Source organism: Nocardia miyunensis NBRC 108239, from assembly GCF_001613065.1.
Taxonomy (GTDB): domain Bacteria; phylum Actinomycetota; class Actinomycetes; order Mycobacteriales; family Mycobacteriaceae; genus Nocardia; species Nocardia miyunensis.
Window position 1 is genome coordinate 44,890 of record NZ_BDBQ01000053.1, and the last position, 25,506, is coordinate 70,395.

A 25,506-nucleotide genomic window follows, 5' to 3' on the forward strand; every position below is an offset into this window, starting at 1 on the left:
CGTGGTTCCTTCTCTCAGACACGTTGGTGAGCTATCGGCTCAGGATCGAAACGGCGGCGACACCGGGCGCACCGTAGAGCTGGGCCAGGGCGACCGTGGGCGTGCCGTCGACCTGTCGGTCACCGGCCCGCCCACGCATCTGGGTCACCAGCTCGTACACCTGCCGCAGGCCCGACGCGCCGACCGGCTCGCCGTTGGCGATCAGTCCGCCATCGGTGTTCACCGGCAACGCGCCGCGCAGCGCGGTCACCCCGCGCGCGACGAGGTCGTTCTGCTCCCCGTCGGCGCAGAGTCCGACCTCGGCCATATGGATGACCTCGGCGCCTGCGTCGGTGTCCTGCAACTGCGCGATCCGCACGTCCTCGGGGCCGATCCCCGCGATCTCGAATGCCGCCCGCGCCGCATCGACGGTCGGAGCCGGAATGTCGTCGGTGGACGTCGCCGGGGTGTGCACCTCGTAGGCTCCGTAGCGACGGGTGCGGGTCACCACGCTGCGCAGGTAGATCGGGGTGTCGGTGTAGCGGTGCGCGATCGAGGCGTCGCATACGACCAGAGCCGCGGCGCCCTCGTCCGGACTGCAGAACATGTATTGGGTGAGTGGATGATTCAGCATCCGCGATCCGAGGATCTCCTCGACGCTCAGCGGCTTGCGCCGATATGCGTTCGGATTGAGCACGCCGTTCGCGTAGTTCTTGGCCGCCACCGCCGCGAGGGTCTCGGGTGTGATCGCGTGATCGTGCATATACCGATTGATCTTCATCCCGAAGAACTTCGTGGTCAGGAACAGTCCCAGCTCGCCGTACCAGGCCGGGCAGCCATAATCGGTGGGATCGGAGGTGAACGCCCCGCCCTCGTGTTTGTCCAGTCCGACAACCAGACCCAGCTGATGCTCGCCGAGTCCGATCGTCTGCCTGGCGACCGAGAGCGCACTGCCCGCTGTAGCGCAGCCGTTGTACACATTGGTGAACGGAATACCGGTCACGCCGAGTTGGGCCACCACGGCGTCGGGCTGGTCGACCTCGAAACTGCCGCCCACCGCGAACTGGATGTCCGGCCACGAGACGCCCGCATCGGCCAGGGCCATCCGGGCGGCATACGCGCCCATCTCCAACGCGGGCTTTCCCGGAAAACGGCCGAAGGGGTGCAGGCCCACGCCGATGATCGCTACGTCAGGCATTGGCGGCCTCCGTGGTCTGCGCTGCGGTCGCGGGCTCGAACGCGAAAGCCGCTATGGTGTCACCGGATTCGTCGGTGTGGAACGGAATCACCTTCAGGCGCAACGGCATACCGATCTCGAGATCGTTCTCGCCGACTCCCGTCAGCAGGCTCTCGACCCTGATCTTCCCGCCGATCTCGACCAGGCCGACGTACCAGGGCTCCGCGCCCGCGCCGAGCAGACTGCCCGAGAACGGCGCCTTGGGCCGGAAGCCCTGGGACGTCCACGACCAGAGCACACCGTCGCGCTCCAGCAGTTCTCGCCGCATCGCGGTACCGCCGCACCGCGGACAGCCGGGCCGGAGCGGGAAGGCCACGGCGGCACAGTCGCCACAGCGCCCCGCGATCAGCGAGGGATTGTCGTCCGGCCAGGTGAACAGTTCCTCGGCCACCGGTTTCCAGCTCTCCATGAGCACCCTTTCCCACCGATCCAGCCTCCGCACCACCCCGAGCGTCAGCCGGAATGCCAAGGGCTCGATCGTCTTGTGCGAGCGTTGCCCAAATTCTACACTGACGTCGAAATCAAAGTAAGTGGCAGTGTGACGGTTGGAGGATTCGTGGGTGCCGAAAGCCAGAACCTGCTCGGGTCGAGTCTCGGCGACTTCGTCGACCGGTTCCGCGACTGGATCGCGGACAACCGCGCCGAACTCGCTCCCCTGCTGCCCGCCCGCGCGGACTACGACGCGCGGGTGGCGACGGCGAAGCGGCTGCGGGGTCTGCTCTACGACGCCGGCTGGGGCCGGATCGGCTGGCCGGAGGAATTCGGCGGGCACGGGGGCACGATCCTGCACCGAGCGGCCATGTACGACGAACTCTTCCGGGCGGGCTGGGGCGGCCCGGTCGTCTTCGAGCATCTCGAGATCGTGGCCCCGACCCTGGTGCGATACGCCGACCCGGAGTTCACGCGGACCGTCCTGCCACGGTTCCTGGACGGGAGTCAGCCTTGGGCACAAGGATTCTCCGAGCCCGAGGCCGGTTCCGACCTCGCCTCGCTGCGCACTCGCGCCGAGTTAGACGGCTCCGACTGGGTGGTCAACGGCGCCAAGATCTGGACCAGCTGGGTCGGGTACGCGCGGTGGTGCCTCGCGCTCGTGCGTACCGGGACCGCCGAAGAACGACATCGCGGGCTGACGATGATCGCCGTGGATCTGCGGTCGCCGGGGGTCACGGCGGGCCCGATCCGTCAGGCCAACGGCACCGACGAACTCGGTCAGGTGAGGTTCGACGACGTGCGGGTGCCGCCGAGCCGGATCATCGGCGATGTCGGGGGCGGTTGGCGCGCGGCGATGTATCTGCTGGCGCACGAACGCGGCACACTGTCCTGGGTCCGGCACTGTGGGTACCGCGAAAATTTGACGTCCGCGTCGAAATCGATGAGCGAGAACAGTGATCGCCAGGTCGGCGAGGCCGCGCTCGGGCTGCTCGGCGTCCGGTCCGCCGCGATCAACCTGCTCGCACGCGAAGCCGCGGACCGGGAACTCGGGCCGGATTCGGCCTTCAACAAACTTCTGACCACACGCACCGAGCAGACCGTCTACAACACGCTGCGCGATATCGATGGCACACGTGTGGCGATTCCCGACGGCTCCGACGCCGCCGCGGTGCTCCAGCAGGAGTACCTGTTCTCGCGGATCGTCACGATCTACGGAGGATCTCAACAGATGCAGTTGATGACCATCGCCCGCCACATCCTCGGACTCGAAAATGCTTGAGACACTGCGCCCATCGGAGTACATCGCGTTCCGCGAGGCGGCGCTGCCGATCTTCGGCCGCCTCGACGGGGATGCCGCCGTCCGGGCATTCGGACTGGACGAACTGCTCGAACCGCACTCCGGCCCGGAGGACCCGCGGCCGGTGCTGGCCTTCCTCGAAGCCCAGGGATACCACGCGGGCCGGACCGATACGCTCGGCCGATTCGCACTGACCGGCCCCCGGCCCACCTGGGGCGCGGTACCCGAGCAAGGCCGCATCGTCGCCGGATTCGCTTTGGACACAACACGATACGTGGTCCCGGGCCTGTCGGAATCGACCGATGTCGTGGTCGATGTTCCCGGCGCCGGGGTAATGGTCGTGCCCGACCCGTTCGCGGCGGGGCGTCCGGCGGACCAGGCCGACAACTACTTGACGCTCGTCGACCTCACCGCCGTGTCCGGTACGGCCCTGGCGACCGAAACCCTCGCGCGGGATTTCCGCGACGACCTCGTCGCACGAGCCCGTCTCGGCATCGCCGCCGAGATTCTGGGCGCATGCGACCGGCTGCTGGACGACGCGACCGCCTACGTCCGCACCCGTCGTCAATTCGGCCGGGCCATCGGGAATTACCAAGCGGTACAGCACATTCTGGCGTGGGCCGCCGCCGAACGCTATCAGCTGGCCTGCCTGTTCGATCACGCCGTCGCGAAAGCCGTTGCCGGAGATCTCGATCCGGCCCTGGCACGAGCGGTCAAGGCGATGGCCGGACGCGTCGGCCATGCGGTCGTGCAGGCGATCACGCAGGCGACCGGCGCGATCAGCTTCACCTGGGAGTACTCGGTGAACCGCCTGCACCGGCGAATCCTCACCCTCGACGCCGTCGCGGGGTCCTCGGCCGATCTGATCGTCGAGATGGGGCGCGAAATCCGTTCCGGCGGTGAGTATCCGGAGCTTCTACACCTGGCCGGGCTGGTTTGACCGGCGTTCCCCTTCCACATCGAGTGACCCGCCACCTCCCCGCCCGGATCACCCGGCCTCGACGCGTGTGAGCCCCCGCCACCTCGGGGGCGGCCGCCTGCTGCGGTGAAGCTTCGCTGTCGATCATTCAGCCGGATGTGTGATTCCGCGTCAGCCGATCTGCAGAGACTGACCGCCGTCGACGGTGAACTCGACGCCGGTCACGAACGACGCCCGCTCGGAGATCAGAAATGCGACGGCGTCGGCGATTTCGGCGGGATCGGCCAACCGCCCCCAGGGGGAGGACGACGCGAGCCGCTGCTGAATCTCCTCGGTGAGCATCGGCGTCGCCACCGGACCGGGGAATACCGCGTTGACCCGGATCCGGTGCGGTGCGAGTTCCGCGGCGGCGACCTGGGTCAGCCCGCGCAACGCCCATTTGGAGGAGCCGTACGCGGCGTGATTCGGAAAGGGCCGGATCGCGCCGGTACTACAGGTGTTGACGATGACCGGGTCGGTGGCGACACGCAGGTGCGGCAACGCCGCGCGCATGCCGTGGAAAGCGCCGAGACAGTTGATCCGCCACAGTCGTTCGAACTCCTCGGCGGTCTCGGACTCCAACGGGCGGCGGTGCAGGACTCCGGCGTTGTTCACCAGTACGCCGAGACCGCCGAAACGACCGACCGCGGCATCGATCGCCGCCGCCCACTGCTCCTGCGAGGTCACATCCAGCGCGAGCGGCACGATATCCGGATCGCCGGATTCCGCGACGGACGCCGCGAGTTCGTCGGCTCGGATATCGCAGGCCGCCACCGCGATTCCGTCGGCCCGCAGCCGCCGCACGATCGCCCAGCCCTGCCCGCCCGCCGCACCGGAGACCAGGGCCACCCGCCGGGCCTGCGCCTCGCCCACCGACGGCCCCTCAGCCGTATCATGTTCGCCTGCAACCGATTTACCCAAAACAATTCCTCCTCGAAACGACCGCGCCGGCGGCACATCACACAGCCGACTGCCGCGTCGGCCGGCGTCGGACAACCACCGGCATCGAGCAGCCGGAGAATGCCGAGGTTCACGCCTCGATCACGAACGCCGCTGCAACAGCACCGACTGGGCGATGCTCGCCACGGGCCCCTGCGTGTCGAACAGCATGCCGATCGTCGCGCCCACACCGTCCGGCCCGTAGGCGGCCTCGGCGCGAATCCCGACCCACTCCCCGTCCGGTACTCGATGGAGATGGATGGTGAGATCGGTGTTCAGGAAGGTCCATTTGCGGATATTCGCCTTCGAGCCGACGCCGTTGGCATTGTCGGCCACCGCGATCAGATGCTGCGTCGGCGACATCTTCTCCCCCTGCACGAGATCAGCTGTCGACCGAAGCCACGATTCGCCCGCGCCCTGCGGCGCGACCGGCTCGGTCAGCCACCGCCAGTCGATGGTGCTCACATAGCCGGTGGTGTAGCTCTTGGTGCCCGGCAACGTCTTTCCCTCGGCCACGGGACGCAACGGCTCGGCGAACGAGCGCTGGATCTCGGTGGTGTCGGACTGCCGCATGCGCCATGCCGATGCCCGCGCCACGGGATACGGCTCCCCGCTGCTGCTCGCGGCGCTCATCACGGCGGACAGCAGTTCGATCTTGCCGCCGGGACGTTCGACCCGCGCCGAAACCCACACCGGAGTCACCGGGACGGGGCCGAGCAGATCGACGACGATCCGGCTCAACCGTGCCCCCGCGCGCGGCTCGCATGTCTCGAGCGCACGCGCGAGCAGAGCGCTCGGCGGCCCGCCGTGCTGCATATCCCCCCAGGTACCGCGGGTGAGATCGGTCGAGGACAGGCGCTCACCGCGCTCGTCCTCGCCCAGCGGCTCGTAGTACGCATCACCCATCGCCGACCCTCCTGGGATGTAGATTGTTCTGCGCCAAGACATCTCGCGAGATACTCGAGCAGGCGGCGCGGATCGCGTCATCGTCCCAACCGAAACTAGGCACCGCACCGAGCGCTGTCAAGAATCCGGTTCTAGTTTTTCCTCCCGCGCATCGGCACCCGACACGATCAATCCGGTGAATACCTCGGCGGTCCTTCTCGCCTCACCGAAGGTTCGGCCGTAGGAGACCGCGCCCGTGGTCACCGCGCCGAGCAGCGCCCACAGCATCGTCGCGGCATCACCCGGGCTCGGCACACCCGCCGCGGACAGGTCGCGGGCGAGAATCGTTCGCGCGGAGGCGATCACGTCCGCCAGCACGGCTTGGACGCGTTCGTCACCGATCGAGTACAGCAGCACGTTCACCCGGAAGAACTCCGGATCGGCCTCGAAGGCGTCGAAGGCCGCCCGGACGCGCGCGGTGACGCGCGACTCGAGTGGCAGATGATCCATCGAGGAGGTGAAACCGCTGTCGGCGAACCAGTCCCGGATGACTTCGGCGTACAGCGCTTCCTTCGACGGGAAGTACCGGTACAGGGTGCCCAGCGCGACATCGGCGCCGCGCGCGACGCTGGACATGTGGATCTTCTCGTAGGAGTTCTCCCGCAACGCCTCCCGCGCGCTTGCCACGATTCGCCGACGGCGACGCTGTTTGAACGTCGGCAATTCGGCGCTGATCGACACGCGCTCACCGGTATTGACGACGTGGTCGCCCGGAGTCGGCGAGACCGGAGCACCGACGAAGAGCCGTACCACCTGATCGACGAGGTGATAGGCGTCGGCGAAGTCGGTGCCGTGGTAGACCGACGCGCTGACCGCGGAGTGCACGATCGCCTGGATGATGATCGCGGCTTCGTGTGGCGTTATCAGGGTCAGGTCGGCGAGATCGTCGTGGAAGTACTGGTAGGCGTGTGCACCGACACCCGACAGTTCGGCCTTGACCACGGGATCGGCACTCGAGAACAGGGCCACGGCGAGCCTGAAGAACTGCGGGCTGTCGGCGAAGGCCGCGATCATCGCGTGCGCACGGATCCTGGCCCGTTCGGGACCGGCGGCGGAGACCGTCCGCAGGTGCTGCGCGTCCGTCCATTCGTGGAGGACGACCGCGTACAGCGATTCCTTGGACGGGAAATAGCGATACAGCGTCGCCTTGGCCAGACCCGCCACGCGGGCCACGTCGTCGATCTTGATCCGGTCGAACTCGCCCTCGGCCAAGCACTCGAACGCGGCATCGACGATCTGCCGATGACGTCCGCGCCGATGCGCGAACTCGGCGCCGGAAACGGGAACCCGGGTCGGTCCCGGCCGCTCCGCACCCACCGCCGCCATCGATCGCGCCCTCCATCTCACAACTCTGGACCCACACTCGACAATCGCCACGGGTGACTACCGGGAATTCGATCTTCACACATGGTAGCCCCGAATGTTCGGCTAACTATTAGCAACGTATTGAAATGAGAACCCAAGTCTTGTTAGTGTTTGTGAGCGGCATCACTGCGATGCGGACCAGCAGCCCGGGCGACACTTCCGCCCCGACGCGCGGTCGTGTAATCAAGGAGAACTCTCCATTGCCCTCTCGCGAAATCTTCAGTCACGGCGAAAACGCAATCGACACAACCACTTTCGCCGTTGACCCGCTTAGCGCAGACGTCATGGCCGCGTGACCAGCGCTGTCCACGATCCACCACAGCCCGACAGGGAGACGCTCATGGAGCTGTTCAACACCAGCCATCCGTTCACGACCGATATCGACATCTCGTCGTCGGCGTTCTGGGCGCAGCCGTTCGAGGAACGCGAGAAGTCCTTCGCCCGGCTCCGCGCCGAAGCGCCGGTCAGCTGGCACCCGCCGACCGATTACCACACCCCGCACAACCAGCAGGGTTTCTGGGCCGTGACGCGAGCGGCCGACATCACCACCGTGAGCACCAATAGTGAAGTCTTCCAATCGAAGTACGGCACCACGCTCGATCCGGCCGACCCCGGCGGCGCGGCCGCCAGCTTCTTCCTCGGCATGGACCCGCCCGAGCACACCCACTACCGCGGCCTGGTGAACGCGGCGTTCACCCCGAAGCAGATCAAGCGGATCGAGGCGAGCATCGTCGCGAACGCCGAGGCCATCGTCGACGACCTCGTCGGTGCGGGTGACATCGACTTCGTGGAGCACTGCTCCGCGCGGCTGCCGATGGAAACCGTCTCCGACATGGTGGGTGTGCCGCAGGCCGATCGCAAGCGCGTGGCACGAGCGGCGGAGAACCTCGTCGGCGGACTCGACGTCGCCGGGCTGGAAGGTGAGGCGAAACTCCTCAAACTCATGGAGGAGGCGGGATTCCTGTTCACCATCGCCAAGGAACTGGCGATCTTCCGTCGCAAGAACCCCGGCGATGATCTGATGACGAATCTGGTCGAGGCGCGCATCGACGGGCAAGGGCTCAGCGACGACCATATCGGCGCTTTCATGCTGCTCATGAGCGTCGCGGGGAACGACACCACCAAGCAGACCACCACCCGGACCATGCTGTCGCTGCAAGAACATCCCGATCAGCGCGACTGGCTGATCGCGAATATGGACGTGGCGATGATGCCTGCGGTCGACGAGTTCGTCCGGCACGCGACCCCGGTCCTACAGTTCTCCCGCACGGCCGCAGTCGATGTCGAACTCGGTGGGCAGCGGATCGCGGCGGGCGACAAGGTCGTCATGTTCTACTGCTCGGGCAATCGCGACGAGAGCGTCTTCACCGATCCCGGCGCGTTCGACGTGACCCGGCCGCGCACCCGGCACGTCGGATTCGGCGGCGGCGGTGTGCATTACTGCCTGGGCCACAACGTCGCCAAGGTTCAACTGCGCTCGATCATCGGCGAGCTGATCCGGCGGGTGCCGAAGATCGAGTTCGGCGAACCCGTCCAGTTGATCAGCAACTTCATCAACGGCATCGAATCCCTGCCCGCGCGAATCAGTTGATCCGCGTCTCGTCCACGGTTACATCGCACACCCCAGAGGAACACCAGTGACCACGTCGCTCTCCGCCGTCATCCGCGATCCCGCGGCGCCGTTCTCGGTCGAAACGATCCACCTCGACGACCCCGGTCCGCTCGAGGCGCTGGTCCGTGTCGTGGCCACGGGCTTCTGCCATACCGACCTCATCGGACGCAGCGGATTGCTCGGCGAGCATTTCCTGCCCGCGGTTCTCGGCCACGAAGGGGCGGGCGTCGTGGAAAAGGTCGGATCCGGCGTCACCTCGGTCGAACCGGGCGATCATGTGGTGCTCAGCTTCGATTCGTGCGGGACCTGCACGTCGTGCCGCGCCGGACGTCCGACCGATTGCGAGACATTCGAAGCGCGCAATCTCGTCGGGCTCACGCCGGACGGCGGGCGCACCGCACGTGACGCGGCGGGCGAGCCGCTGACGAACCGCTGGTTCGGACAGTCCTCGTTCGGCCAGTACGCGCTGGCGACCGAACGCAATCTGGTGAAGGTCCGCCGCGACGTCCCGCTCGAGAAACTCGGGCCACTCGGCTGCGGCGTGCAGACCGGCGCCGGTTCGGTACTCAATGTATTGCGGGTGAGTCCGGGCCAGTCCCTCGCCGTCTTCGGGGCGGGCGCGGTGGGGCTCTCTGCGATCATGGCGGCCAAGCTCTCCGGCGCGGGCGAGATCGTCGCGGTCGATCTCAACCCGGACCGCCGCGCGCTCGCCCTCGAACTCGGTGCGACGCGCGCGGTGGACGGCGCGGCGGGCGACGTCGTGACGGCGGTTCGCGCGGACTCGGGCGGACTCGACTTCAGTTTCGACACCACCGGAGTCGCCGCGGTCATGGCCGACGCGGTGCGGGTACTGCGCCGCCCCGGCACCTGCGTCCTGGTCGGCTCGAGTATGGAGATGCTGACCCTGCACCCATCCGAATTGACCAGCAAGACACTGACTTTCAGCTACGAGGGCGGCGCGGTTCCACAGAACTTCATCCCTCGCCTGATCGATCTGTGGCAGCAGGGCGTCTTCCCCTTCGACCGCATGATCACCACCTACGACCTGGCCGACATCGCACAGGCCGAGGCGGACGCGACCGCGGGCAAGGCGGTGAAACCGGTCATCGTCATGCCCTGACCGAACAATGCCGGTCGCCGCGCGGGAGTGCGGCGAACCATCCTTCCGCACAACCTGTTTCACGCCCCTCAACGGCGATGTCCCCGGTTCTGCACGCAGGACCGGGGACATCGCCGTTGTTCGCGCTGAACGTCTCAGGACGCCGAATCCGCTGACACGGCCGAGCGTTTGACGAGTTCGTCGCGTACCTCGTTGCGGCGCATCTTCCCGGTCGCCATGCGCGGCAGAACCGATTCGAAAACTATCCTGCGCGGCACCTTGGGACCGGCGAGCCTTTCCTTGCAGAAGTCGCGCAGCTCCTCGGCCAGCGAATCAGCGGCGGTATAACCGGAATTCAACTGAATCGCCGCCACCACGTTCTGACCCCACTCCGCGTCGGGCACCCCGACCACCGCGACGTCATCGACCGCCGGATGTTCCGCGAGCGCCTGTTCGACCTCGGCCGGATACACGTTGACGCCACCGGTGATGATCAGGTCGACGCGCCGGTCCTGGATGTACAGGTAACCGCCGTCATCGAGGTATCCGAGGTCGCCACAGGTGATGAAGCCGTCCGCGCCAACACTTTTCGCGGTCTTCTCCGAGTCGTTGTGGTAGTCGAAAGCGCCGCCCAGGGATTTGAAATGGATGGTCCCGCTCACGCCGACCGGGGCGATGGCACCGTCCTCGTCGACGATGCGAATCGATTCCGGATCCGGCCGCCCGACCGTCCCCGGACGTTCGAGCGCCTCCTGCGGACTCGCACAGCACACGAATCCCTCTGTGGCAGCGAAGGATTCCCACACCACGGGACCGAAGTACTCGATGGCGTGCGCCTTGAGCTGCGGCGCGAACTTCGAACCCGCGACCAGAACGTGGCTCAGACTCGACAGGTCGAGCCCGGCGCGAATCTCCTGCGGCACCGCCAGCATGCGGTGAATATGCGTCGGCACCGCGTTGATCAGCGTCACACCGTATTTCGGGATCGAGCGCAGCACGTGCTCGGCGTCGAACCGCTCGAGGATGACGAGCGTGAACCCCTGATTGAGCGCGTTCCAGGTATAAGCGCCCGGCGCGGCGTGGTACCCCGGCGAGAACAGCATCGCGACGCCCGGATCCCGGACCCCGAACTTGGCGAGGAAGAACCCCGCACCCGCGGCCGCCACCTCCGGGCTTATGCGCGGCAGGGAGCGCCGAACTCCCTTGGGCCGCCCGGTCGTTCCCGACGTGTAGTACATGAACGAGCCGGACAACCGATCCTCTGGATCCTCGACGTCCCCGGAATCACGCAGTTCCGAGAACGAGCGCCAGCCGTCGACGGCCGCGCCCTCGACGAAACGCATATCCGCCGGTATCGCACCGGTCGATTCGATATTTCCGGACAGGTCCCCGGAGGCGACCAACAGCTTCGCGCCGGAATCCCGCAGGATATACTCCGCCTCCGCACCGGTCAGATGAGTGCTGATCGGAACCACGAGCACACCGAGTTGCAAAGCGCCCGTGAAGAACTCCCACTGCTCGACGCTGTTGTTCTGCCAACTCGCGACGACGTCGCCCGCGGTGATCCCGAGCGAGCGCATCCGGTTGGCAATGCTGTTGGCACGCCGGCGAAGCTGCCCGAAGGTAACCGTCTCGCCGGTGACGTCGCTGATCAGCGCTGTCCGGTCGGGATGATGCCTGCCCCAGGCGTACGCTCCCCTGTCGTGGTGGCTCGGATCGTCGTAGATCGGTTCACGTTCCGTCATGCCGACCGCTCCCCCCGCACCGCCACGTCGCCGGAATCCGGTTCCTCGCCAGCGGATTTCGGCGCACCGGGCGAGACGACGGCGTTCGGGCCGTAGAAGGTCTCACCGTTTTTCGCCATGTCGCGCAACAGATCCGGTGCGGCGAACTTGACGCCGTGTTCCTCGCGCAGACGATCCAGTTCGGCGACCACTTCGGCGATTCCGATCTGGTCCATGGCAACGAACGGCCCGCCGAGATGCGCGGGGAATCCGACGCCGAGAGTGGCGCCGAGATCACCGTCGGCGGCCCCCAACAGCACACCCTCGGCGAATGCGCGCGCGCCCTCCGCGAGCTGCGCGTACAGAATGCGGGACTTGACCTCGTCGATCGAGGGCTGATCGGCGAGCGGCGGGATCGCCTCGGACAGACCGGCCCACAGCTGCCGCGAGCCATCGGCCCGGTAGTCGTAGAAGCCCTTACCGTTCTTGCGGCCGAGGCGGTCGTACTTGCCGACCAGGTAGGCACCCAGTTCGTAGTCGGCGACCCCCGCATTCGGATCGGCGCGCACCTTGTCGATCAGCTTGGCGCGCCCCACGTCGAGCCCGATCGCGTCGGCGACGGTCAGCGCGCCCTGCGGCATCCCGAGCATGCGCGCGGCGTTCTCCACCAAACCCGGCAGCACACCCTGCTGCACCATGGCCATGCTCTCGGTGAGGAACGATCCGATGAAGCGGCTGGTGAAGAATCCCCAGCTGTCGTTGACCACGATCGGAGTCTTGCGCAGGATCCGCGCGAGATCCAGTGCGTGCGCCAGCGCCTCGTCGGAGGTCGCGCGGCCGCGGATGATCTCCAGCAGCGGCATCCGCTCGGCCGGGGAGAAGAAGTGCGTGCCGATGAAGTTCTCGGCCCTGCTCGTCAGGTCCGCGAGACCGGTGATCGGCAGCGCCGAGGTGTTCGAGGCGAGCACCACGCCCTCGGGCAGATACTTCTCGATCTCGGCGTACACCTCGCGCTTGACGTTCTCGGATTCGAACACCGCCTCGACGACGAAGTCCGCGTCGGCGAAGGCGGCGAAATCGGCGGTCGCCTCGATCCGGGACAGCACGGCGTCGCGCTTATCGGTGCTCGAGCGTTTCTTCTCGACGTCGCGGTCGAGCCGCTTCTGGGCATACCCCTTGCCCGCCGACGCCTTCTCCTCGGTCGTGTCCAGCAACACGACCCGCAGGCCCGCCTTGGCCGCGGCCAGCGCGATCCCCGCGCCCATGGTTCCGGCGCCCGCGATGCCGAGCGTCTTTATGTCCGCCTTGGGAATTCCGGCGGGCCGGGCGCTGAGCTTGTCGGCGGATTTCTTGCTCACGAACATCGTCCGGATGATCGCCTTGGACGTGGGATCCTCGAAGACGCGCTGAAAGTACTTGCCCTCCAAGCGAACCGCGGTGTCGAAGGGCAGCCGGATACCTTCCCACACCGCCGCCAGGATGGCGGTCTGCGCCGGCGCGTTGCCGAAGGTCTTGGCCCTGGTCATGGCGTTGCCGAACAGGAAGATCCGGCCGACGTCCGGTGCGGAGGCGGGTAGCCCGCCGGGAACCCGGTAGCCCTTCTTGTCCCACGGCTGCACCGGATCGCCGTCCTCGAGCAGCCACCGCCGAGCCCGCTCGCGCGCCTGATCCGGCGGCAGCACCGCGTCCACGATGCCGAGTTCCTTCGCCTGCCCCGCCGGGACGAGCTTGCCCTGCAACATCAGCGGCAAGGCCTTCTCGACACCGATGAGCCTCGGCAGCCGCTGGGTGCCGCCGCTGCCGGGGATCAGCCCCACCTGGGACTCGGGCAGCCCGAGCACCACGCCACGCGCATCGGTCGCGACCCGGTAGTGGCAGGCCAGCGCCAGCTCCAGGCCCGCGCCCGCGGCCGCGCCGTTGATCACGACCGCGACTGGCTTGCCGCAGGTCTCCAACTTGCGCAACGCATTCGACATCACCTGCTGCCGGTCGAGCCGCTGCGCCGGGGACAGCTCCGCCGACGGTTCGCTGCCCTTGGCGCTGTCCATCTCCTTCAGATCGGCCCCGGCCAGGAAGGTGTCCTTACCGGAGACCAGGAGGATTCCCTTCGCGGCGGCGTCGGCCACCGCGCGGTCGATCGCGGCGGCGAGGTCCGCCATGAACCGACTGCCGACGGCGTTGACGGGCGCACCGGGGACATCCATCGTCAAGGTGCAGATACCGTCCGCGTCGACGTCGTATCCGATGCTGTTGGTCATTGTTGTCATTACTGTGTGCCGTCCTGGTCAGACTCGTTCGATGACTGTCGCGATGCCCATGCCGCCCGCCGCGCACAGCGCGGCCACCCCGGTGGACTGGTCCCGGCGTTCGAGTTCGTCGAGCAGGGTGCCCAGGATCATCGCCCCCGAGGCGCCGAGCGGGTGGCCCAGCGCGATGGCCCCGCCGTTGACGTTGAGGCGCTCGTGCTCGACGCCCATTTCATCCATGAAAACGACTGGGACGACGGCGAATGCCTCGTTCAACTCCCACAGGTCGATATCCGCCACGCCCATGCCCGCGCGCCGCAACGCCCGTCGGCAGGTCTCCGGCGGCGCGTCGAGGAACAGGACCGGATCCGTCGCGTAGGTGACCGACGATTTGATCACCGCGCGCGGACGCAGGCCGCTGCGCTCACCGAATTCGCGATTGCCGATCAACACGCCCGCCGCGCCGTCCACCACACCCGAGCTCGACCCGGCGGTGTGGACGTGCTGAATCTCGGTGAGCTGCGGGTACTTCTGGATGGCGATCTCGTCGAAACCCAGTGCGCCGCCTTCGAATCCGAAGGCCGCGGGCAGTGCGGCCAGCTTCTCCAGGGTGGTATCCGGACGCAGGTGCTCGTCACGATCGAGCACGACCGTGCCGATCACGTCGGTGATGGGTACCAGCGCGTTGTCGAAGAATCCGCCCGCCTGAGCCTTGGCGGCGCGTTCCTGGCTGGCGAGGCTGTAGGCGTCCAGGTCGGGACGGCCGACGCCGCGCAGGCTCGCCAACAGGTCGGCGGCCACGCCCTGCATCATGAACGGATGTTCCGCGGTGAGCGCGGGATCGACGCCCCACGCGCCACCGCCGCCGGTGCCGGGCGGCACCCGGGACATGCTCTCGTACCCTCCGCCGATCGCGCTGTCGGCCCACCCCGCCCGAATCTTGGCCGCCGACACGGTAACCGCTTCCATACCCGACGCGCAGGCCCGATTGAGGTGCAGGCCGCCGACGGTATCCGAGAAACCCGCCGCGATGGGGGCGATCCGCACCGTGGTCGCACCCGCCTCCGCCCCCGGGCTGACCACACCGAGCGCGACGTCATCGATGGCGTCGGCGGCCAGGTTGTTGCGTTCCCGCAGTCTGGCGAGCACCTGGGTGATCAGTGCGACAGAGGTGATCTCGTGCAGGGATCCGGACGATTTTCCCCGTCCGCGGGGTGACCTGGCGTGGTCGTAGATGAAGACTTCGTCCATGAATCTCTCCATGTGTCGATGGGAACCGGGGCAGGGGAAGGGGATCCGCGAGCCGCTCGTCGCGCGGTTGCTCGGCCGGCGGAACTCATCACCACGACCGAACACATCGGATAGAATTAGACTCTAACTTCAGAATCTTCCGGAGTCCACAGTTCACGCAGCCCATCCGGTCACTATCGTGACCGCAAGCGAACCGCCCACTCGCGTCGATCGAAACGGAAACCCGATGCCAAGCCGCAGTGCCTCGAAGACGCCACCGGAGGCGGACCTACCCGACTGGCAGCTCGCCCGCCGCGGACAGATCGTGGCGGCCGCGATCGACCTGCTCGTCGAGCGAAGCTACGACCAGATCCACATCCGCGACGTCGCTCAGCGCGCCCAGGTTGCCCTCGGAACGCTGTACCGCTACTTCGAGTCCAAGGAGCATGTCTACGCGACGGCCCTGCTCGAGTGGGTGCGGCCGATGCACGAACCGTCACCGCATCCGGGTAAGGACGCGGCGACACGCCTGCGTTCGAAACTGCATCTGCTGGTCGCCGCGAACAAGAAGTATCCGAACTTTCTCGCCATGCAGCACTCGTTGCACGCGAGCACCAACCCGCTCATCCATCAGATGCTCGCCGACCATCAGCAGGCCGGATTCGATTGGTTGGTCAGCGAACTCGGCATTCTCGGCGAGGAGCGCGCCAGAGATCTCGGCCTGATGCTGTGGGGAATCAACAGCGCGGTGTTCAGCCGCGTCCGGCTCTCGGCCGCCTCCTACGAGGACGCCCGGCGGATCGGCGACAAATTCATCGACCTCATCGCCGCGGAGCTCCACGAAGCGGAGACGAAACAGCCGACCACACCGTCCCGCGCCGATTCGGACGATTAGATATCAGTCGGTACCGCGGGGGCGAACCACTCGTCGGCCGTGACGGCGCGGGGACGGCCGTTGCGCGCGTGCACGGAAACGGTAGCCAATCGGCTCGCGATTCGCGCTGATTGTCCGATGACCCGGGAAACAAGTCCTTGCAGCATGAAGTGGTCGGGGTGAGCAGTGTAGAAGGAGCACTTCATGGCAGAGGTCCAGCGGTGTGATGCCGTCGTCATCGGCGCGGGATTCGCGGGCATGTACGCATTACACCGCCTGCGCGACGACCTCGGAATGCGCGTCCGGGTATTCGAGCGCGGTTCCGGTGTCGGCGGCACCTGGTACTGGAATCGCTATCCGGGCGCCCGCTGCGATGTCGAGTCGATGTTCTATTCCTATTCGTTCTCCGAGGAATTGGAGCAGGAATGGGAATGGACCGAACGGTTTCCGGCCCAGCCCGAGATTCTGGCGTATGCCGAACATGTGGCCGATCGTTTCGACCTGCTCGAGGACATCACCTTCGAAACATCGATCGTATCCGCGGATTTCGACGAGAAATCGCGGGAATGGACGGTCCGCGCCGACAGTGGCGAACTGGTCGCGGCGCCTTTCCTGATCACGGCGGTGGGCTGCCTGTCTTCCTCGCGCATTCCTCCGTTCCCCGGACTCGACAGCTTCCGGGGCCAAATCTTCCACACCGGGCAATGGCCGCACGAGGGTGTCGATTTCAGCGGTAAGAAGGTCGCCGTCATCGGCACCGGATCGTCGGGGATCCAGGCGATACCGAAGATCGCGGAGCAGGCCGGACATCTCACGGTGTTCCAGCGGACGCCCGCGTTCTCGCTGCCGGCGCGCAACCGTCCGCTCACCGCGGCGGAAGTCGCCGAATTCAAGGCCAGCTATCCGGAGCATCGGGCCGAGGCACGGGTCGCACCGTCGGGCGTTCCCGGCATCCCGCCCGTCGGCAGCGCGTTCTCGGTGTCCGATGAGCGGCGCGAGGAGTTGCTGACCGAGCGGTGGATTCGCGGTGGCACATCCTTCCTCAGTCTCTTCAACGACACCTCCGTCGATATCGAGGCCAATAATCTCTCCGCCGAATATGTACGCGAACGTATCCGCGATATCATCGATGATCCGGATACCGCACAAAAGCTGCTCCCGTACGATTATCCGATCGGCGCGAAACGAATCTGTCTCGACACCGATTACTTCGCCACCTACAACCGTGACAATGTGGATCTGGTGAGCGTCCGCGAAACGCCCATCGAAGAGATCACTCCGCGCGGCCTGCGGGTCGGCGACACCGAATACGAATTCGACGTCATCGTCTTCGCCACCGGCTACGACGCCATGACCGGTCCGCTCAACGCGATCGATATTCGCGGCACCGAGGGGGTGCTGCTGCGCGACAAATGGGCCGCCGGACCGCGAACCTACCTGGGTATCGCGACGGCGGGTTTCCCGAACCTTTTCATGCTGACCGCGCCGGGCAGCCCCTCGGTACTGGTCAACATGATCATCTCTATCGAGCAGCACGTCGACTGGGTCGCCGACCTGCTCGTCTACTTGCGCGAACACGGCTATACGCGAGTCGAAGCACTCCTGGACGCGGAGGATTCCTGGGTCGAGACCGTCAACGAAGCGGCATCGCACACCCTTTTCCCGCGCGGAAATTCGTGGTATTTAGGCGCAAATATTCCCGGCAAACCACGGGTGTTCATGCCATTCGTCGGAGGTGCGGGCCGCTACCGCAAAATCTGCGACGGCGTCGCCTCGGCCGATTATCGAGGCTTCACGATGTCCGCCGCGGCCGATGTCCAGCCGGATGCCGCCGAAGTCCCGGTGCGAAACTAGAGACAGGATTTCAACGATGACTTCCGCAGCCCCGTCCAGCCGTCATCTGCTCGATCCCGAGATCGCGTCCGCTATGGAAGCCTTCCCGCTGTTCGAGTTGAGTGCCGAGACCATCGCCGCCGTGCGCGCGCGCCTGAGCGCCTCGATGGCCGCCGCGCCCGACGGCGCACAACTCTTTCCCGCGATCACCCGCACCGAGCGCCATGTGCGCGGCCTCGACGGCGGACCGGACGTGCGCATCCTGTATTACGAACCGCAGGACCAGGAGGAATCCGCACCCGCACTGCTGTGGCATCACGGCGGTGGCTATGTTATGGGTGCGGCCGACGACGACGATCTGACCTGCCGCCGAATCGCCGCCGAAACCGGTGCGATCGTCGTCTCCGTCGACTACCGACTGGCGCCGGAAACTCCCGCCCCGGGCCCCCTCGACGACAGCTATGCCGTGCTGAAGTGGTTGTCCGACAACGCGAATGCGCTCGGTGTCGACCGCACACGCATCGCGGTCGGCGGTTCCAGCGCGGGCGGCGGACTGGCCGCCGCGCTGGCGATCCGCGCCCGCGACACCGGCGAGGTCCCCGTGTCGTTCCAGGTGCTGCTCTATCCGATGCTCGACGATCGCACGGCCAGCACCGCCGAACCACACACGCACACAGGCGAATTCGTCTGGACCGCGTCCGACAACGTCTACGGCTGGACCTCTTATCTCGGACATCGGCCCGGCGGTGACGACGTCTCGCCCTACGCCGCCCCGGCACGGGTCGAGGACACCGGCGGCCTGCCGCCCGCCTTCCTCTGCGTGGGCGCACTCGACCTGTTCGCGGGCGAGAACATCACCTACGCGAAACGATTGCTGGAGAAGGGAATTCCGACGGAATTGCATGTCCACCCCGGCGGGCCGCACGGCTACAACATGGTTCCGGGCGCCCGGCTGGCCCTGGCCCACACCCGCGATTTCATCGACGCCCTCACCCGCCACTACCGCGCGGCCGCACCGGCCGCCGTCTGAAACAGGACACCATCCAATGAGCGAGAACACACTGGATTACACGGGACGGGTCGCCGTCGTGACCGGGGCGGGCCGCGGGATCGGACAGGCGTACGCCGGTCTGCTCGCCGACCGCGGCGCGAAGGTCGTGGTGAACGATCTCGGGGTGGCGATGGACGGCGATTCGGCCGCGGAATCCCCGGCACACAGTGCGGCCGAGGCCATTTCGGCCCGGGGCGGGACGGCGGTGGCGAACACCTCCGACGTGACGACCGCCGACGGCGCCCGCGCACTGATCGATACCGCGATCGGCGCATTCGGCCGTCTGGACATCGTGATCAACAACGCGGGCATCTTCACCAACGACGCGTTTCCCGAGATGGACGCCCAATGGCTGAGCAGGCAGTTCGCGGTCCACATCCAGGGCTCGTTCAACGTCACGCAGGCCGCCTGGCCGCATATGACCGAAGCCGGATACGGCCGGGTGGTGCTGACGACATCCACCAGCGCGCTCGGCGCCGACAACACCGTCGCCTACGGAACCGCGAAGGCGGCGGTACTCGGACTCGGCCGCAGTCTGGCGCAGGTGGGCCGGAAGAAGGGGATCAAGGTGAATATGGTTGCGCCCATGGCGTTCACGCGCATGATGGCCGCCGGATTGCACGATGCGGGTATCGCGGTCCCCGACGAGATCGCCGACCGCGGTCCCGACCTGGTCGCGCCGCTGGTCGCCCTGCTGTGCCACGAGTCGTGCCCGGTGAACGGTGAGGCATTCGTCGACGGACTGCGGCGGATGTCGCGCCTGTTCATCGGCGAGACCGTCGGATACACCCACCCCGGCCTCGATCTCACCCCGGAAATCGTCCGGGACGAGTGGGATTCGATAGTCGACCTCGAGGGCTTCCGCCTCCTGACCGACACCATGCGCTGGACCGTGATCAATGAGAAAGAGATCGCCAACAGCCCGTTGCCGGTGCGGACCGCGGCTGGCGACGGAATTTCGGAGTAGTCGCGATATCGCTCTCGCACAACAGCTTTCAACGCGTCGGAACGACTCACGTCCCGGCCGATCAAGCCATATCGATCGAGATCTTGAACTGACCGACCCGAGGGGCGACCGCGGCGCGGAACGCGTCTTCGACCTCACTCGCCGGGAATACGTGGCTGACGTAGCCGTCGGCGAGTTCCGGGTGTTGTGCGAGATAGCGATTCGCGTCGTCGAGCACTCGTCTGCGCTCGATGGTCGCCCCCGAGCGCAGCGTGAGATTCTTGCGCAGCAGGGTCATCATCTCGATCGGATACACCTGGTCGTCCGGGATGCCGAAGTAGTAGATCTCCCCGCCGAACGCGACCGCGTCCAGGCAGTTCTTCATGGTGGTGACCTGATGTCCGACGGCCTCCACGACCACCTGGGGACGTTCGCGAGCGGCGAGCGACGGGGCCCAGAGATTCGCGCTCGCGGTGACGACCTCGTCGACACCGAACGCCGCACCCGCGTCACTGCGGTCGACCCGGTCCACGCCGATCACGTGCGCCGCGCCCCGCCTGGAGAGTACGTGGCTGAACAGCAGCCCGATGGGCCCCTGACCGACCACGGCGACCGTCTTGCCGGTGACGTCGTCGAGCTGCTCCACGGCGTACAGCACGCAGGCCAGCGGCTGGAGCATCACGGCGGTGGACGGCCGGAGCCCGGCGTCGTATCCGGCGAGCCCCGCGCCGTCGCTGACGATGACCTCGGCGATGGCGTCGAATCCCGACGCCCAGCCGACGACGAGGTCACCCTTCGCATGGTCGGCGTGGTTGGAGGCGATGACCTCGCCGACCACCTCGTGCATCGGAAAACCCGGTGCGCTGGTGACCCACCGGCCCTGGTTCTTCGGATGCGGGAACGGCGATCCCTTGAAGTTGGGCAGATCGCTGCCGCAGATGGCGCCCGCCTTGGTCGCCAGCAACACCTGCCCCGCCGCGAGATCGGCGGCATCGGGAGCCGGAACCTCGATCTCCTCGAATTTACCTGGCGCACTGAGCATTTGAGCCCACATAGCTGTCCTCTCTCATACCGCGGTCCGCGCGGCGGCCCGCTGCGCCTCGGCGAGCGCGTCCGTCCACAGCACGGGCTCGACCAGCATCCGCCGGTACCTGGTGACCAATTTGGCCCGGTTGAACCCGGCCGCGGCGACGAGGTGCCGACCGCGCCGGTACAGCGCGACGAAGCGCTGCTCATCGGCGGAGCCGTGGGCGATCACGGCCTCCTCGAACCCGAGGGTGGAGCCGACCACCTGAAGTTTGTTCTCGTACTGATCCGACCACACCCACGGCACCGTGGCATACGGTTCGGCGGTCCCGTGCCCGTGCTCGGCCAGCAGGCGCAGTGCGGCGTGCCGCCCCTGCCGAATCGCGTTGTCCCAGTGCTCGATCCGCCGGAACTCGCCGAATCGCGGATTGGGCCACCGTGCCACGTCGCCCGCGGCCACCACACGAGGCGCGGCCAGCAGTGTGGCATCGCATTCGACGCCGTCGCCCACGGTGATTCCGCTGTCTTCCAGCCACGCCACGTTCGGCGTCACGCCGAGTCCGAGCACCACCACGTCCGCGGGAAGGCTTGTGCCATCGGCCAATTCGACCCGCTCGACCCGATCCGTGCCGCACAGCGCGGCCACCGCGGTCCGGGTCCGCACGTCGACGCCGCGACGCCGATGCTCGGCGATGACCGCCTCGCCGACCTCCGCGCCGAGCACACGCTCGAACGGCGCGTCCTGGATTTCCAGCAGCGTCACCCGCAGATCACGTTGCACGCATGCCGCGGCGACCTCGGCCCCGATGAACCCGCCGCCGACGATCACCACATGCGATGGCCGCCGGTCGAGGTCCGCGCGCAGGCCCACCGCGTCGTCCAGGGACCGCAGCACGTGCACACCGGCCAGTTCCGCACCGGCGAGCGTCCGGGGAGACGCGCCCGTCGCGATGACCACCCCGCCGGGGACATCGTGAACGGCGCCGTCGCGCAGGCGAATCCGGGGTACCGACGGATCGGTCGTGTCGAGGCCGGCCGCCTCGGTGCCCACCCGCCAGATGACCCGATCGTCGTCGACGAGTTCCAGCGCGCACCGTTCGGCCGGCCATGCGCCTTTCAGCACCTCCTTGGACAGCGGCGGCCGGTCGTAGGGCAGATGCGGTTCGGATCCGAAGACGGTGACATGCGTGACCGCATCGGATTCGACGAGCGTCTGCACCGCGGTCAGCCCGGCGAGCGACGCCCCGACGACGGCGATCGGCCCGACGGCGGCGGGCACGGTCACCGGTGGATACCGTCGAACAGCGCGGCGGGTGCGGACACGGTCATGGTGTCGATATCCGCGTCGGTTACTCCGCGTTCCCGCAGCGCGGGCAGGATCACATCGGACACGTGCGTGGGCACCCAGGTCGGAAACCGCTTGGCGGCCACACCCGGCGGGCCCCAATCGGAGTAGAGCACCGCGTCGTGCGAGAGCCCGATCCGGTCGGCGTATCCCTCACCGCACAGGGTGGCGATCGTGTCCAGACGCTCGTCCATGCTCGCGGTGCCGGCCATGTACAGCCCCATGCGGTCGAATCCGGCCATGGACCCCGCGTCCATCAGGCTGCGCAGATAGTCCAGGTCGGAGCTGTCGCCACTGTGGCCGACCACGACCTTGGTCAGGTCGGCTCCGTATTCGGCGAAGATTTTCTGGATCTGCGGGCCGAGCTTGTCCGCTGGATGAGTGTGCACGGTGATGGGCACACCGGTCTGCCCGGACGCGCATGCCGCGGCGCGCAGGATGCGCTCGATGTTCTCGGTGATGCCCTCGCGATCGGTGGCGACCTTGATCGACTGCGCCTTGACTTCCGAATCGCCGACGCCAATGGTGATGTCCCGCACGAACATCCGCGTCAGCATGTCCTTCTCCACCGGATCGCCCTTGCGGTACGACAGGTGATAGGGCAGATAGTCGAAGGTGTAGATGCCCGAGGACACGATGACATTCATGTCGACGCGATCGTTGACCTCCTTGACGAAATCCATGTCGCGGCCGTGGAAGAAGGCGGTGCAGTCCAGGATCGTGGTGATGCCGCGATCGCGCACCTCCTGCAACGCGGTGACGACCTTGTCCACCACTTCCTCGCGCGGGAGACTCCATGCGAACTCCGGGTAGAACTTCTCGAACTCCGCGGAGATCATGATGAGGTGTTCGTGAATCAGGGTCTGCCCCAACTGATCCAGCGGTACCGGACCACGAACGGTGTCAACGGTGGACATCTTCTTCCTTTCCCACGACGCATTTGAACTTCCTGCGGCCGTGGCGGATTCGACGGGTATCGGATCAGGGCTCCAGGCGCAGCGCCCGTTTGGGGCACACGCGGACCGCCGAGTCGACCTGGGCACGCTCGGCGTCGCCGATCTCGTCGGTGAGCACATGCAGTTCGTCGTCGTCATCGATCTCGAAGACGGTCGGGGCTTCGATGGCGCACACCCCGTTGCCGTCGCACAGATCCCAGTCGACAATCACTTTCATGAAGATACCCTCGTCAATTCGGTTGCCGGGCTGATTTATGACGTCGGTGACGTCCTGTCCCACGGGTTCACCCAGTGTGTGACCGAATCTGTCCGGATCGCCAATACCTGTGGACATGCCGATCGGTTATCGACGACCGGAACTTCCCGGCAGCGCCCGTGCGCACCGCCCATAACCGAAGGTTATGAACCCGGTTCTTGGACAGGCGTCGCGGCACCGGCACATAGTGATTCGGTACGCCCGCGGCCACGTTTGTCCGGACACCGAGCACGGAAGTAAGGCGGTCACATGGGAATCCTCCAGGTCAGTTCCGAGACGGCATTCCAGAACAAGCCCGAGGAGATCTACGACTTCGTCACCGATCCACGTAATTGGGTCAAGGTGTATCCCGGTTCGGAGATGATCGAGGGTGTCGACGAACTGCCGCTGAAAGTCGGCGATATCTGGCACGAGGCGGGCAACAGTCCGCAGCGCTACTCGTGGCGCCTGATCACCGCGCAGCGGCCGTGGCGCTGGGTCTTCCAGTCCTACGGCGCACTCGGGCACAATCGCGAGGACGGCAGCGGCGGATACGAAGGCATCATGACGGTCTCGTACTCGTTCCTGTCGCCCGGCGAAGGAGTCACGGTGTTCCACCGGAGCATGACCCTGGAGGTCCCGAAGGGGACCGAACTGCCGCCCGGCACCACCCGCGTCTTCGATCCGAAGTACATCGACCAGTACCACGAGGCGGTCAAGAAGGCGATCAACGCACCCGAGGTCGAGCCGTGACCGCGCCTGCCCCGCAACAGGTCTCGGTCGCCGACGAGGTGCGGGCCGCACGCGCGGCATTCGATTCGGGCAGGACCCGCGCGCTGTCCTGGCGCGTCGATCAACTGCTCGCCCTCGAAACGATGCTGAAAGAGCGCGCCGCCGAATTCGAACAGGCACTGCTGCACGATCTCGGCCGCAAACCGATCGATGGCTATATGACCGATGTCCACTCGGTTCTGGCCGAATCGGCGCATGTGCGCAAGAACCTGAAGAAGTGGACTCGCGATCGCAAGGTGCGCACGCCGTTGACCATCGGTCCGGGTCGCTCGGTGGTGCACCGGCAGCCGCTCGGGACGGTACTGATCATCGCCCCGTGGAACTACCCGCTGCACCTCGCGCTCATTCCGCTGATCGGGGCCCTCGCCGCGGGAAATACGGTGGTGCTCAAGCCCAGTGAGCTGACGCCGCGATGCTCCGCGGTGCTGGCCGACCTGCTGCCCCGGTATCTCGATGCCGACGCGGTGAAGGTCGTGCAGGGTGATGTCGAAGCGGCGACCGAGTTGCTGAACGAGAAGTTCGATCACATCTTCTTCACGGGCAACGAGACCGTCGGCAAGGTCGTCATGGCCGCGGCCGCGAAGACGCTCACCCCGGTCACCCTGGAACTCGGCGGCAAATCGCCGGTCTGGGTCGACGACACGTTCCCCGTCGAGAAGGCCGCCGATTGGATCGCGTGGGGCAAGTGCACGAACCTCGGACAGACCTGTGTCGCACCGGATTACGTGCTCACCACGCCCGATGTCCAACCACGGCTGGTCGCCGCGCTGCGCGAGTCGATCCATCGCCTGTACGGTGACGACCCGAGGTCGAATCCCGACTACAGCCGGATCGTCAACGAACGCCACACCGCGCGTCTGATCGGTCTGCTCGACTCGGGAACCGTGGCGCTGGGCGGCGACCACGATCTCGCGGACAGATACGTCGAACCGACGGTGCTGGTGGACGTCCCGCTCGACGCACCGGTCATGCGGGAGGAGATCTTCGGGCCGATCCTGCCCATCGTCACGGTCGAGAATCTCGGCGAGGCGGTGGCGGCCATCCGCCGCAACGACCATCCCCTGGCCGCATACGCATTCACCACGTCGGCGGACGCACAGGCCACGCTCGTGAACGATCTGTCCTCCGGTTCCCTGACGATCAACGCGGTCATGGTCCAGCTCGGCATCTCCGACCTTCCCTTCGGCGGAGTCGGCCCCAGCGGAATGGGTTCCTACCACGGCGAACAGAGCATCCGCACGTTCAGCCACGAACGCTCGATCTTCCACCGCCGCAACGCATCCGACGTCCTCTTGCGCATGGCCCGCCCGCCCTTCACCGAACGCGGCGAGAAGCGGATCCGGCGTTAGCACCTCTCGACCGACCTCGACGCGCCGCTGCGCGCC

At 66.7% G+C, this 25,506-nt stretch carries 22 protein-coding genes; 10 read left to right on the plus strand and 12 right to left on the minus strand.

What is annotated here, in order from left to right; genetic code table 11:
- Positions 1 to 31 precede the first annotated feature (31 nt).
- Both NM2_RS23330 and NM2_RS50285 read right to left on the minus strand, forming a co-directional pair.
- Entirely contained in the window at positions 32 to 1,177 is a 1,146-nt protein-coding gene (locus NM2_RS23330; RefSeq protein ID WP_067672729.1) for a thiolase family protein, read from the minus strand.
- Positions 1,170 to 1,685, minus strand: coding sequence for a Zn-ribbon domain-containing OB-fold protein (locus tag NM2_RS50285; protein WP_245718176.1), 516 nt, complete (start codon positions 1,683 to 1,685; stop codon positions 1,170 to 1,172). The genes NM2_RS23330 and NM2_RS50285 overlap by 8 nt, the downstream gene beginning before the upstream one ends.
- Positions 1,686 to 1,772: 87 nt before the next feature.
- Between NM2_RS50285 and NM2_RS23340 the strand changes: the two genes are divergently transcribed.
- Positions 1,773 to 2,927 carry an acyl-CoA dehydrogenase family protein gene (locus tag NM2_RS23340; protein WP_067672735.1) on the plus strand — a complete coding sequence of 385 codons (1,155 nt, stop codon included), beginning with the start codon at positions 1,773 to 1,775 and terminating at the stop codon, positions 2,925 to 2,927.
- The gene (locus NM2_RS23345) at positions 2,920 to 3,885 is read left to right on the plus strand and encodes an acyl-CoA dehydrogenase family protein (RefSeq protein ID WP_067672739.1); all 966 of its coding nucleotides are present in this window, start codon (positions 2,920 to 2,922) and stop codon (positions 3,883 to 3,885) included. The genes NM2_RS23340 and NM2_RS23345 overlap by 8 nt, the downstream gene beginning before the upstream one ends.
- A 150-nt stretch (positions 3,886 to 4,035) precedes the next feature.
- On the opposite strand, the gene NM2_RS23350 is transcribed toward NM2_RS23345, so the two are convergent.
- The 3 genes from NM2_RS23350 to NM2_RS47720 form a co-directional block, all read right to left on the minus strand.
- Positions 4,036 to 4,776 (minus strand): SDR family NAD(P)-dependent oxidoreductase, encoded by a 741-nt coding sequence (locus NM2_RS23350; RefSeq protein ID WP_067672742.1) that lies wholly within the window; start codon positions 4,774 to 4,776, stop codon positions 4,036 to 4,038.
- 168 nt (positions 4,777 to 4,944) lie between these two features.
- Entirely contained in the window at positions 4,945 to 5,748 is an 804-nt protein-coding gene (locus NM2_RS23355) for a thioesterase family protein (RefSeq protein ID WP_067672745.1), read from the minus strand.
- 117 nt (positions 5,749 to 5,865) lie between these two features.
- The gene (locus NM2_RS47720; protein WP_084531463.1) at positions 5,866 to 7,113 is read right to left on the minus strand and encodes a TetR/AcrR family transcriptional regulator; all 1,248 of its coding nucleotides are present in this window, start codon (positions 7,111 to 7,113) and stop codon (positions 5,866 to 5,868) included.
- Positions 7,114 to 7,492: 379 nt separating this feature from the next.
- Between NM2_RS47720 and NM2_RS23370 the strand changes: the two genes are divergently transcribed.
- Together NM2_RS23370 and NM2_RS23375 are read left to right on the plus strand one after the other, a co-directional pair.
- A complete protein-coding gene (locus tag NM2_RS23370) occupies positions 7,493 to 8,743 on the plus strand; it encodes a cytochrome P450 (protein ID WP_067672751.1) in 1,251 nt (416 codons plus the stop codon).
- Between the two features lie 46 nt (positions 8,744 to 8,789).
- Positions 8,790 to 9,884, plus strand: a complete 1,095-nt coding sequence (locus tag NM2_RS23375; protein WP_067672754.1) for an NAD(P)-dependent alcohol dehydrogenase — start codon at positions 8,790 to 8,792, stop codon at positions 9,882 to 9,884.
- Positions 9,885 to 10,018: 134 nt separating this feature from the next.
- Here the strand turns inward: NM2_RS23375 and NM2_RS23380 are convergent, their stop codons facing one another.
- From NM2_RS23380 to NM2_RS23390, 3 genes are read right to left on the minus strand one after another with little or no spacing between them, the layout of a single operon-like run.
- Complete coding sequence (locus tag NM2_RS23380; protein WP_084531464.1) at positions 10,019 to 11,608, minus strand: AMP-binding protein; 1,590 nt, start codon at positions 11,606 to 11,608, stop codon at positions 10,019 to 10,021.
- A complete protein-coding gene (locus NM2_RS23385; protein ID WP_067672757.1) occupies positions 11,605 to 13,845 on the minus strand; it encodes a 3-hydroxyacyl-CoA dehydrogenase NAD-binding domain-containing protein in 2,241 nt (746 codons plus the stop codon). Before NM2_RS23385 ends, NM2_RS23380 begins: the two co-directional genes overlap by 4 nt.
- 27 nt (positions 13,846 to 13,872) lie before the next feature.
- On the minus strand, positions 13,873 to 15,084 hold the full coding sequence (locus tag NM2_RS23390; RefSeq protein WP_067672926.1) for an acetyl-CoA C-acetyltransferase: 1,212 nt from the start codon (positions 15,082 to 15,084) through the stop codon (positions 13,873 to 13,875).
- Between the two features lie 226 nt (positions 15,085 to 15,310).
- On the opposite strand from NM2_RS23390, the gene NM2_RS23395 reads away from it, so the two are divergent.
- The 4 genes from NM2_RS23395 to NM2_RS23410 all read left to right on the plus strand — a co-directional run bounded on the left by NM2_RS23395 (position 15,311) and on the right by NM2_RS23410 (position 19,788).
- Positions 15,311 to 15,958, plus strand: a complete 648-nt coding sequence (locus NM2_RS23395; RefSeq protein WP_067672760.1) for a TetR/AcrR family transcriptional regulator — start codon at positions 15,311 to 15,313, stop codon at positions 15,956 to 15,958.
- 183 nt (positions 15,959 to 16,141) lie between these two features.
- The gene (locus NM2_RS23400; protein WP_067672763.1) at positions 16,142 to 17,791 is read left to right on the plus strand and encodes a flavin-containing monooxygenase; all 1,650 of its coding nucleotides are present in this window, start codon (positions 16,142 to 16,144) and stop codon (positions 17,789 to 17,791) included.
- Between the two features lie 16 nt (positions 17,792 to 17,807).
- A complete protein-coding gene (locus NM2_RS23405; RefSeq protein ID WP_067672766.1) occupies positions 17,808 to 18,800 on the plus strand; it encodes an alpha/beta hydrolase in 993 nt (330 codons plus the stop codon).
- A 16-nt stretch (positions 18,801 to 18,816) separates the two neighbouring features.
- A complete protein-coding gene (locus tag NM2_RS23410; protein WP_067672769.1) occupies positions 18,817 to 19,788 on the plus strand; it encodes an SDR family NAD(P)-dependent oxidoreductase in 972 nt (323 codons plus the stop codon).
- Positions 19,789 to 19,849: 61 nt separating this feature from the next.
- Here NM2_RS23410 and NM2_RS23415 read toward each other — a convergent pair whose 3' ends face one another.
- The 4 genes from NM2_RS23415 to NM2_RS23430 form a co-directional block, all read right to left on the minus strand.
- Complete coding sequence (locus NM2_RS23415) at positions 19,850 to 20,821, minus strand: zinc-binding dehydrogenase (protein ID WP_067672772.1); 972 nt, start codon at positions 20,819 to 20,821, stop codon at positions 19,850 to 19,852.
- 12 nt (positions 20,822 to 20,833) lie between these two features.
- Positions 20,834 to 22,078, minus strand: coding sequence for an NAD(P)/FAD-dependent oxidoreductase (locus tag NM2_RS23420; protein WP_169816228.1), 1,245 nt, complete (start codon positions 22,076 to 22,078; stop codon positions 20,834 to 20,836).
- On the minus strand, positions 22,075 to 23,055 hold the full coding sequence (locus tag NM2_RS23425) for a phosphotriesterase family protein (RefSeq protein ID WP_067672775.1): 981 nt from the start codon (positions 23,053 to 23,055) through the stop codon (positions 22,075 to 22,077). The genes NM2_RS23420 and NM2_RS23425 overlap by 4 nt, the downstream gene beginning before the upstream one ends.
- 64 nt (positions 23,056 to 23,119) lie before the next feature.
- Complete coding sequence (locus NM2_RS23430; protein ID WP_067672930.1) at positions 23,120 to 23,311, minus strand: ferredoxin; 192 nt, start codon at positions 23,309 to 23,311, stop codon at positions 23,120 to 23,122.
- 288 nt (positions 23,312 to 23,599) lie between these two features.
- Here NM2_RS23430 and NM2_RS23435 point away from each other — a divergent pair, with 288 nt between their 5' ends.
- Both NM2_RS23435 and NM2_RS23440 read left to right on the plus strand, forming a co-directional pair.
- Entirely contained in the window at positions 23,600 to 24,082 is a 483-nt protein-coding gene (locus NM2_RS23435) for an SRPBCC family protein (protein ID WP_067672778.1), read from the plus strand.
- Entirely contained in the window at positions 24,079 to 25,470 is a 1,392-nt protein-coding gene (locus tag NM2_RS23440) for an aldehyde dehydrogenase family protein (protein ID WP_084531467.1), read from the plus strand. Before NM2_RS23435 ends, NM2_RS23440 begins: the two co-directional genes overlap by 4 nt.
- Positions 25,471 to 25,506: the final 36 nt, after the last annotated feature.

Excerpts from the sequence above, each read along its gene's own strand:
- NM2_RS23395 (WP_067672760.1), top strand. The coding sequence starts at position 15,311 with ATGCCAAGCCGCAGTGCCTCGAAGACGCCACCGGAGGCGGACCTACCC.
- NM2_RS23410 (WP_067672769.1), top strand. The coding sequence starts at position 18,817 with ATGAGCGAGAACACACTGGATTACACGGGACGGGTCGCCGTCGTGACC.
- NM2_RS23415 (WP_067672772.1), bottom strand. The coding sequence starts at position 20,821 with ATGTGGGCTCAAATGCTCAGTGCGCCAGGTAAATTCGAGGAGATCGAG.
- NM2_RS23345 (WP_067672739.1), top strand. The coding sequence starts at position 2,920 with ATGCTTGAGACACTGCGCCCATCGGAGTACATCGCGTTCCGCGAGGCG.
- NM2_RS47720 (WP_084531463.1), bottom strand. The coding sequence starts at position 7,113 with ATGGCGGCGGTGGGTGCGGAGCGGCCGGGACCGACCCGGGTTCCCGTT.
- NM2_RS23355 (WP_067672745.1), bottom strand. The coding sequence starts at position 5,748 with ATGGGTGATGCGTACTACGAGCCGCTGGGCGAGGACGAGCGCGGTGAG.
- NM2_RS23405 (WP_067672766.1), top strand. The coding sequence starts at position 17,808 with ATGACTTCCGCAGCCCCGTCCAGCCGTCATCTGCTCGATCCCGAGATC.
- NM2_RS23430 (WP_067672930.1), bottom strand. The coding sequence starts at position 23,311 with ATGAAAGTGATTGTCGACTGGGATCTGTGCGACGGCAACGGGGTGTGC.
- NM2_RS23435 (WP_067672778.1), top strand. The coding sequence starts at position 23,600 with ATGGGAATCCTCCAGGTCAGTTCCGAGACGGCATTCCAGAACAAGCCC.
- NM2_RS23370 (WP_067672751.1), top strand. The coding sequence starts at position 7,493 with ATGGAGCTGTTCAACACCAGCCATCCGTTCACGACCGATATCGACATC.
- NM2_RS23400 (WP_067672763.1), top strand. The coding sequence starts at position 16,142 with ATGGCAGAGGTCCAGCGGTGTGATGCCGTCGTCATCGGCGCGGGATTC.
- NM2_RS23385 (WP_067672757.1), bottom strand. The coding sequence starts at position 13,845 with ATGACCAACAGCATCGGATACGACGTCGACGCGGACGGTATCTGCACC.
- NM2_RS23380 (WP_084531464.1), bottom strand. The coding sequence starts at position 11,608 with ATGACGGAACGTGAACCGATCTACGACGATCCGAGCCACCACGACAGG.
- NM2_RS23330 (WP_067672729.1), bottom strand. The coding sequence starts at position 1,177 with ATGCCTGACGTAGCGATCATCGGCGTGGGCCTGCACCCCTTCGGCCGT.
- NM2_RS23390 (WP_067672926.1), bottom strand. The coding sequence starts at position 15,084 with ATGGACGAAGTCTTCATCTACGACCACGCCAGGTCACCCCGCGGACGG.
- NM2_RS23425 (WP_067672775.1), bottom strand. The coding sequence starts at position 23,055 with ATGTCCACCGTTGACACCGTTCGTGGTCCGGTACCGCTGGATCAGTTG.